Genomic DNA, 7,651 nt, shown 5'->3' on the forward strand with positions numbered 1-7,651 from the left:
CGCCGTCGCAGTCCCGGCTCCCGCCGCGACCCAGAGGCCGAGCGCCCCGTCGCGGTGGAAGGGGCGCTGCAGCAGCGAGGCGTAGTAGGGGTAGGGATCGGGATGGGTGACGGCGGCGACGGGATCGCTCGGCGGCTGCATGATCGGCCCCTCGGCTGGAGTGGCCGCCATGATAGCGGCCCGGCCTCGGCCGAGGGGCTGGAGTCGCTTCGGTCCCGATCGAAGGATGGCGACCCTACCGGGCCCCCTGCGCGGCGATCCCGCCGGCGCCGCGCGGCTCGCGGATGAAGATCAGCGAGGCCAGGGCGCCCAGCACGGCCAGGCCGCCAGCCAGGACGAAGGCGCTGGTGTAGACGCCGCCGGTCGCCTGGACGATGAAGCCGGTCACCGAGGGTCCGATGATGCCGGCGAGATTGGCCAGGAAGTGGATGAAGCCGCCGACGCCGCCGACATTCTCGCCGCGCACCACGTCCTGGATCACCGCCCAGTAGATCGCGCCGGTCAGGTACAGGCCGAAGATCGACACCGACATCAGGGCGACCGCGCTGACCACGTCGGACACATCGCCGGCCAAAGCGACGCCGACCGCGGCGAGGCCGAGCCCGCCGATCAGCACCAGCTTGCGCGACAAAAGCGCCCGGCCGGTCATCCGGAACAGGCGGTCGGACAGGAAGCCGCCCAGCGCCAGGCCGACGAAGCCCAGCACCCAGGGCACCACCGTCGCCAGGCTCATATCCTTGATGCTGAGCTTGTGCACCTCGGTCAGGTAGCTCGGGAACCAGGTCAGGAAGAAGAACAGCACGTAGTTGTAGGTGAAGAAGGCGAAGGCGGTGGCCAGCACGACCGGCTGGCGCAGGTAGAAGCCCAGGCCGTGGGCCGGCAGCTGCGCCGCGGTGTCGGCCTGGGTCTGGCCCTCCTCGATCAGCCGGCGCTCGGCGTCGGTGATGCGCGGGTGCTGCGCCGGCTTGTCGGCCGACATCCGCACCCAGAACACCAGCCAGACGAAGCCCAGCAGCATGATGATGACGAAGGCCAGCCGCCAGCCGAAGGCCAGCGCCAGGTAGCCGACGATCGGCCCGGCCACGGCGCCGCCCAGCGGCGTGCCGCAATTGACGATGCCGATCGCCGTCGCCGCCTCGCGCCGCGGGAACCAGTTGCTGACCGTCTTGCTCATGGTCGAGCTCAGCGGCCCTTCGCCGACGCCGAACAGCACGCGCAGCACGATCATCGAGACGAAGCCGGTGGCCGCCGCGGTCAGGCCGCAGAACAGCGACCACATGCCCATGGCGCCGGTGAACACCGTCTTCGGCCCGATCCGGTCCGACAGCCAGCCGCCGATGAAGTTGAAGATGGCGTAGCCGGCGAAGAAGCTGCTGAAGATCACGCCCATCTGGGCGTGGTCCAGGCCGAGATCCTGCTGGATCAGCGGCGCGGCGATCGAGAGGGCCGACCGGTCGAGATAGTTGATCACGCCGGCGATGAAGAGCAGGCCGACGATCAGCCAGCGGATGCTTCTGAACATGGGTTTCCTTCCGCTTGCGGGGCGGTGGGGGCTCGCACCCGGCGAGCCTATGAAGGGATCGTCATTGCGAGTGCAGCGAAGCAATCCATGCCTCAGCTCGTGCGGGCCGATGGATTGCTTCGTCGGCTTCGCCTCCTTGCAATGACGGCTCTTTTCGATCTCGGGGTTTCTAAAGATCCAGCAGATGGACCTTCATCGACTGGTTGCGGTCGAGGGCGACCTGGAAGGCCTGGTCGGCGTCGCGGACCGGGAAGCGGTGGGTCATCAGCGGCGCCAGGTCGATCCGCTTGCCGGCGATCATCTCCACCGCCAGCGCGTATTCCTCGGCGAAGCGGAAGGAGCCGCGATATTCCAGCTCCTTCGACATGACCAGGTTGGCCGAGACCGGCGACTGGCCGGCCGGCATGTTGCCGAGCTGGACGACACGGCCGCGGGCGCGGGCGGCGCGCAGGGCGGTGTCGAGGCCGGCCGGGGCGCCCGAGGCCTCGATCACCACGCCGAAGCGGCCGCGGTTGCGGCTCCAGGCCGCGATCCGGTCCTCGTCCTTTGCATCGACCGCCTCGTCGGCGCCCAGGCCCAGCGCCATGGCCCGCGCCTTGTCGGCCAGGTCGACCACGGTGATGCGGCGGGCGCCGGCCTGGCGCGCCACCAGCAGCACCAGCGCGCCGATCGGGCCGCAGCCGACGATCAGCACCTCCTCGCCCAGCAGCGGCCCGGCGCGGCGCACGGCGTGCAGCGACACCGCCAGCGGCTCGGCCATCGACGCTTCGGCGAAGCTGACATGCTCCGGCACCGGCACGCATTGCCGCGCCGGCACGGCGATGTATTCGCGGAAGGCACCCTGCATGTGCGGGAAGATCGAGGCGCTGCCCAGGAACCGCATGTTCAGGCACTGGTTCTCCAGCCCCGCCATGCAGTACTCGCAGCGGCCGCAGGACCGGCTGGGATTGACCGCGACCGGCTGGCCGACCGCCAGGCCCTCGACATCCGGCGCCACCTCTGCCACCTCGCCGGCCATCTCGTGGCCCAGGATCAGCGGCTCGCGCAGATGGAAATCTCCGGTCTTGCCCTTGGAGTAATAGGCGAGGTCGGAGCCGCAGATGCCGCCGGCGCGGAAGCGGACCAGCACCTCTCCGGGAGCCGGGGAAGGGGCTTCGCGATCCTCGATCCGCAGATCCTTGGCCTGGTGCAGCACGGCGGCGAACATGGCGGTCTCCTCAGCTATGGGCGGCGGCGGGCGCGCCGATCAGGTCCGCGCCGCGCGACAGGCGCGGCGCCGTCTCCGGCAGCTTCGCGGCGCAGATCAGGGTGATGACGCAGCCCAGGGCGATATAGGCGCACAGATACCACGGCGTGCCGTCGCCGATCTCCAGCAGCCAGCCGGCGGCCAGCGTGCCGGCCGACCCGATCAGGGCGCCGATCTGCTGCACGAAGGACACGCCGCTGGCCCGCACCTTGGTCGGGAACAGCTCGGAATAGAAGGCGGCCTGCGGCCCGTACATGGCGCTGTGGCCGAGGGCGAGCGCGGCGACCAGGCCCAGCCAGATCAGCCCGTCCATCCGGGCATAGACCAGGCCGAACACCGGGAAAGTCGCGATCAGCACGCAGGCGGCGCCGAACAGGTAGACCGGCTTGCGGCCGATCCGGTCCGACAGCAGGCCGAACAGCGGCAACGTCACCAGCTCGACCAGGATGGCGATCAGCGACGCCGTGGTCATGGTCGGCCGGTCGACGCCGCGGCTGGTGGCATAGGCGGTGATCAGCACGGCGAAGCTGGTGAAGGCAATGCTCTCGGCCAGCTTGCTGCCGCAGCCCAGCACCAGCTCCCGCTTCTGGGTGCGCACCACCTCGACCAGCGGGTGCGAATCCTCGGCCCGGCGTTGGCGCATCTCCAGGAACAGCGGCGACTCGGTCAGCTGCAGCCGGATGTACATGCCGATGCCGACCAGCAGGATGCTGAGCAGGAAGGGGATGCGCCAGCCCCAGCTCAGGAACGCCTCCTCCGACAGGGTCGAGGTCAAGAGCGCGAAGATGCCGAGCGGCAGCACGAAGCCGGCCGGCGCGCCGATCTGCACCCAGGATCCGAAGAAACCGCGGCGAGGCGACGGCGCGTGCTCGCACATGATCAGGATGGCGTTGCCCTGCTCGCCGCCGATGCCGAAGCCGTGCAGCAGCCGGATGAACAGCAGAGCGAGGGGCGCCCAGATGCCGATCTCGTTGTAGGTCGGCATCAGCCCGATGACGAAGGTGGCGATGCCGACGATCAGCAGGGTGATGACCAGCGCCTGCTTGCGGCCGTAACGGTCGCCCATGGCGCCGAACAGCAGGCCGCCGACAGGCCGGGCGAAGAAGCCGGCCGCGTAGGTGCCGAGCGCCACCAGCGACCCGACCAGCGGGTCGCTGGTCGGGAAAAACAGCTTGTTGAACACCAGCGCCGAGGCGGTGGCGTAGATGAAGAAATCGTACCACTCGACCGTGGTGCCGATGCAGGACGCGATCGCGATCCGCCGCATCATCGCGGGCGTTGTCGCCGTGCTCTCTTGCGCTGCCATGTCGTCCTCCCGTGCGGGCCGTCCGCGGCCTCTTGGATGTGATCGGGGCTACCAGCTGGTCAGTGTGCCGTCCTCGAGCCGCGCCACCGGCAGGTAGGCCGGGTCGTAGGGGAAGCGGGCGGCGAGCCTTTCGTCGATGTCGACGCCGTGGCCAGGGGCCTCGCCCGGATGCATGTACCCGTCCGTGAACGACCAGGTGTGGGGGAACACCTCCAGCGCCGGCTCGGGGTAGCCCATGTACTCCTGGACACCGAAATTCGGCACCCACAGGTCGAAATGCAGGGCCGCGCCCATGCAGGCCGGTGACAGGTCGGACGGGCCGTGGCAGCCGGTGCGGACATGGTGCAGGGCGGCGAAATCGGCGATCCGGCGCAGATGGGTGATGCCGCCGGCATGGGTCAGCGTCGCGCGGATATAGTCGATCAGCTGCTCCTCGATCAGCAGCTTGCAGTCCCAGATGCTGTTGAACACCTCGCCGACCGCGATCGGGGTGGTGGTGTGCTGGCGGATCAGCCGGTAGGCCTCCTGGTTCTCCGCCGCGACCGGGTCCTCCATCCAGAACAGGGCGTAGGGCTCGACCGCCTTGCCCAGCCGCGCCGCCTCGATCGGGGTCAGCCGGTGGTGCACGTCGTGCAGCAGATGGCCGTCGAAGCCGAATTTTTCCCGCACCGCCTCGAACAGCTTGGGCACGTAATTGAGATATTTCTCGGTCGACCAGCCCTGCTCCTCGGGCCAGCCCTTGGTCGCCGGCTCATAGGAATCGCCGCCCTTGCTGACGCCATAGACCGACTCCATGCCGGGCACGCCGCACTGCACGCGGATGGCCTTGAAGCCCTTCTCCTGATAGGCGGCGTAGCGGTCCAGCGTCTCCGGGATGTCGCGGCCGGTGGCGTGGCTGTAGACCATCACCCCGTCGCGCGAGGCGCCGCCCAGCAGCTGGTACAGCGGCAGCCCGGCGACCTTGGCCTTGATGTCCCACAGCGCCATGTCGACGGCGGCGATCGCGCTCATCGTCACCGGGCCGCGGCGCCAATAGGCCCCCTTGTAGAGATACTGCCAGATGTCCTCGATCCGGTGCGGATCGCGCCCGACCAGCAGCGGGCAGACATGGTCGCGGAGATAGCTGGCCACGGCCAGCTCGCGCCCGTTCAGCGTGGCGTCGCCGATGCCATGGACACCGTCATCGGTGACCAGCTTCAGCGTGACGAAGTTGCGCCCGGGGCAGGTGACGATGACATCGGCGCGGACGATCTTCATGGCGCGTTCTCTCCCGGATTCGGCCTTCCAGCGCCGCTTCGGGGCGGCGGGCAGCGGCAGATCCATAGCGCATCTGAAATCACCATACAAGTATGGCGAAGATCGATCCGCGGTAGTCTACACCACGCGGCGAAGCCCTGTATGCTGGGGGCGCAACGGGCCGGAACGGGAGGATGCATGGCCGGACGAAAGAGGGCGGACGCGCCCCGGACACTGCCGGACCATATTCCCCTGGGCGGGGAGGGGCCGATCGGCCGGCAGGTCTATGAGGGGCTGCGCCAGGCGATCATCACCGGCCTGCTGCCGCCCGGCACGGCGCTGTCGGAGAAGGACGGGTCGGGGATGTTCGGCGTATCGCGCCAGCCGGTGCGAGAGGCCTTCATCAAGCTGGTCGAGGCCGGGCTGCTGCAGGTGCTGCCGCAACGCGGCACCCGGGTGCGCAAGATCTCGCGCCGCCAGGTCGAGCAGGGCCGCTTCATCCGCGAGGCGGTGGAGGCGGCGGTGGTGCGCCTGGCGGCCGAAAACATCGACGCGGCGGCCCTGCAGCGGCTGGACCGCAGCCTGGCGGCGCAGCACGACGCGGCCCGGCGGCACGACCATGCCGGCTTCCTGGCGCTGGACGAGGGCTTCCACCGCCTGATCATCGAGGCAATCGACTGCCTGCCGGCCTGGAGCACGATCGAGAATATGAAGGCGCAGATGGACCGGGTGCGCTATCTCAGCCTGCCCGACGTCTCGCCGCTGGAGATGCTGATCGCCCAGCATGAGGAGATCGTGGCCGGGCTGCGGGCGCGCGATGCCGATGCCGCCGAGGCGGCGATGCGGCGGCATCTGCGCGAGATCCTGTCCTCACTCGGCCCCATCGCCGAGCGACGGCCGGAGCTGTTCGAGCTGGAGGGGTGAAGATCCGTCAGTGCGTCTCGAATCCGGGCCGCAGCGAGACCAGGGTCTCGGCGACCCTTCTGGCGTCTTCCTTGCCTTGGGCGCTGTGCCCCAGCCCCATATAGTCGGAGGCAATGCCATAGAGATAGGCGGCGATGCTCTCCGCCGTCGCTCTCTCATCCATGAGCATGACATAGGCCTTGTCGGCGTATCCGTCGTACTCATCGCTCGCCTCGGGGATGTCCCGAACGCCGATCGGGTCCCAATCCTGCAGCAGGATCCGGCGGACGCGGGCCCGGTTCTCCCGGGACTGGTACTTGTTCCGGCCGTTTGACATCGGATTCCCAGCGGCTTGGATGGCGGGCGGGCGCCACGTTCTACAGCCCGATGGTAAGGGCTCAAGAAACAGCCGATCAATTCCAAGCTGCCATCCCCGGCTTGACCCGAGAATCCAGGGGGTTTCAAGAGCCGCTCTGGTGGTCCCTGGATTGCCGGGTCAAGCCCGGCAATGACAATAGGGGGACGGTCAGGGACGATGGTTCGAAGGCAGGGTCGCGCAATCGGTCATTGCCGGGGAGGGGCCGGCTCCCCGATGATCCCCGCCTTCCGAAGACACAGGAGCATGTGGTGAGCGATCAACAGACCCTCGCCCTGATGCGGATCGTGGCCGAGGCGCTGGCCAGGGCGGGCGGGCAGCTGGCCCTGGCCCATCTGGCCGACCACAAGGCGCTGGAGGTCGAGGCCAAGGGACCGCAGGACTTCGTCACCGTGGTCGACAAGGCGGTCGAGACCCTGATCCGCGGCCGGCTGAAGGAGATCTTCCCCGACCACGCCGTGCTGGGCGAGGAGTTCGGGCTGGACCGGCAGGGCGCCCGCATCGTCTGGGGTCTCGACCCGATCGACGGCACCTCGAACTTCCTGCGCGACCGGCCGGTCTGGTGCGTCTCGATCGGCGCCACCATCGACGGCAAGCCGGCGCTGGGCGTGATCTACGAGCCGGTGCGGGACGAGTTGTACAGCGCCGCGGCCGGGCAGGGGGCGACCCGCAACGGCACGCCGATCGCGGTCAACGCCAAGGCAAGCCCGAATTCCGCGATCATCGGCGTCGGCTACTCGCCGGGCCGCAAGGTCGAGGAGCATGTCGCGCAGGTCGGCCACATCCTGACCCATGGCGCGGAGTACCGGCGGCTCGGGTCCTCCGCCATGTCGCTGGCCTATGTCGCCGATGGCCGCTTCGACGGCTACGCTGCCGCCCACACCAATGCCTGGGACGTGATGGCCGGGCTGGTGCTGGTGCGCGAGGCCGGCGGCGTCACCGACGATTTCATCGAGAGCGGGGCGCAGAGCGGCCCGGTCACCGCCGCGGCGCCGGGCGTCGCGGACCTGGCGCGCCAGCTCCGGGCGCTGGCCTGAGCACCTCGCCCAGGCTGTAGCGCTC

General features: G+C 69.1%; 7 protein-coding genes. 2 read left to right on the plus strand and 5 right to left on the minus strand.

Annotated elements, in window-relative coordinates; genetic code table 11:
* Window positions 1-235: 235 nt before the first annotated feature.
* From P409_RS20340 to manD, 4 genes are all read right to left on the minus strand, one after another.
* Window positions 236-1,522, minus strand: a complete 1,287-nt coding sequence (locus P409_RS20340; RefSeq protein WP_034842631.1) for an MFS transporter — start codon at window positions 1,520-1,522, stop codon at window positions 236-238.
* A 169-nt stretch (window positions 1,523-1,691) separates the two neighbouring features.
* Window positions 1,692-2,729, minus strand: coding sequence for an L-idonate 5-dehydrogenase (locus P409_RS20345; RefSeq protein WP_034842635.1), 1,038 nt, complete (start codon window positions 2,727-2,729; stop codon window positions 1,692-1,694).
* 10 nt (window positions 2,730-2,739) lie between these two features.
* On the minus strand, window positions 2,740-4,074 hold the full coding sequence (locus P409_RS20350; protein WP_052121023.1) for an MFS transporter: 1,335 nt from the start codon (window positions 4,072-4,074) through the stop codon (window positions 2,740-2,742).
* 48 nt (window positions 4,075-4,122) lie between these two features.
* On the minus strand, window positions 4,123-5,331 hold the full coding sequence (gene manD, locus P409_RS20355) for a D-mannonate dehydratase ManD (protein WP_034842648.1): 1,209 nt from the start codon (window positions 5,329-5,331) through the stop codon (window positions 4,123-4,125).
* A 177-nt stretch (window positions 5,332-5,508) separates the two neighbouring features.
* Between manD and P409_RS20360 the strand changes: the two genes are divergently transcribed.
* Window positions 5,509-6,234 (plus strand): GntR family transcriptional regulator, encoded by a 726-nt coding sequence (locus P409_RS20360; protein WP_081991652.1) that lies wholly within the window; start codon window positions 5,509-5,511, stop codon window positions 6,232-6,234.
* 7 nt (window positions 6,235-6,241) lie between these two features.
* On the opposite strand, the gene P409_RS20365 is transcribed toward P409_RS20360, so the two are convergent.
* Window positions 6,242-6,550: a hypothetical protein gene (locus P409_RS20365; RefSeq protein WP_034842643.1), complete on the minus strand. Its 309-nt coding sequence runs from the start codon at window positions 6,548-6,550 to the stop codon at window positions 6,242-6,244.
* Window positions 6,551-6,840: 290 nt separating this feature from the next.
* On the opposite strand from P409_RS20365, the gene P409_RS20370 reads away from it, so the two are divergent.
* Window positions 6,841-7,626, plus strand: coding sequence for an inositol monophosphatase family protein (locus P409_RS20370; RefSeq protein ID WP_161790434.1), 786 nt, complete (start codon window positions 6,841-6,843; stop codon window positions 7,624-7,626).
* Window positions 7,627-7,651 lie beyond the last annotated feature (25 nt).

Source organism: Inquilinus limosus MP06 (assembly GCF_000767795.1).
GTDB classification, from domain to species: domain Bacteria; phylum Pseudomonadota; class Alphaproteobacteria; order DSM-16000; family Inquilinaceae; genus Inquilinus; species Inquilinus limosus_E.

Excerpts from the sequence above, each read along its gene's own strand:
- P409_RS20340 (WP_034842631.1), bottom strand. The coding sequence starts at position 1,522 with ATGTTCAGAAGCATCCGCTGGCTGATCGTCGGCCTGCTCTTCATCGCC.
- P409_RS20345 (WP_034842635.1), bottom strand. The coding sequence starts at position 2,729 with ATGTTCGCCGCCGTGCTGCACCAGGCCAAGGATCTGCGGATCGAGGAT.
- P409_RS20350 (WP_052121023.1), bottom strand. The coding sequence starts at position 4,074 with ATGGCAGCGCAAGAGAGCACGGCGACAACGCCCGCGATGATGCGGCGG.
- manD (WP_034842648.1), bottom strand. The coding sequence starts at position 5,331 with ATGAAGATCGTCCGCGCCGATGTCATCGTCACCTGCCCCGGGCGCAAC.
- P409_RS20360 (WP_081991652.1), top strand. The coding sequence starts at position 5,509 with ATGGCCGGACGAAAGAGGGCGGACGCGCCCCGGACACTGCCGGACCAT.
- P409_RS20365 (WP_034842643.1), bottom strand. The coding sequence starts at position 6,550 with ATGTCAAACGGCCGGAACAAGTACCAGTCCCGGGAGAACCGGGCCCGC.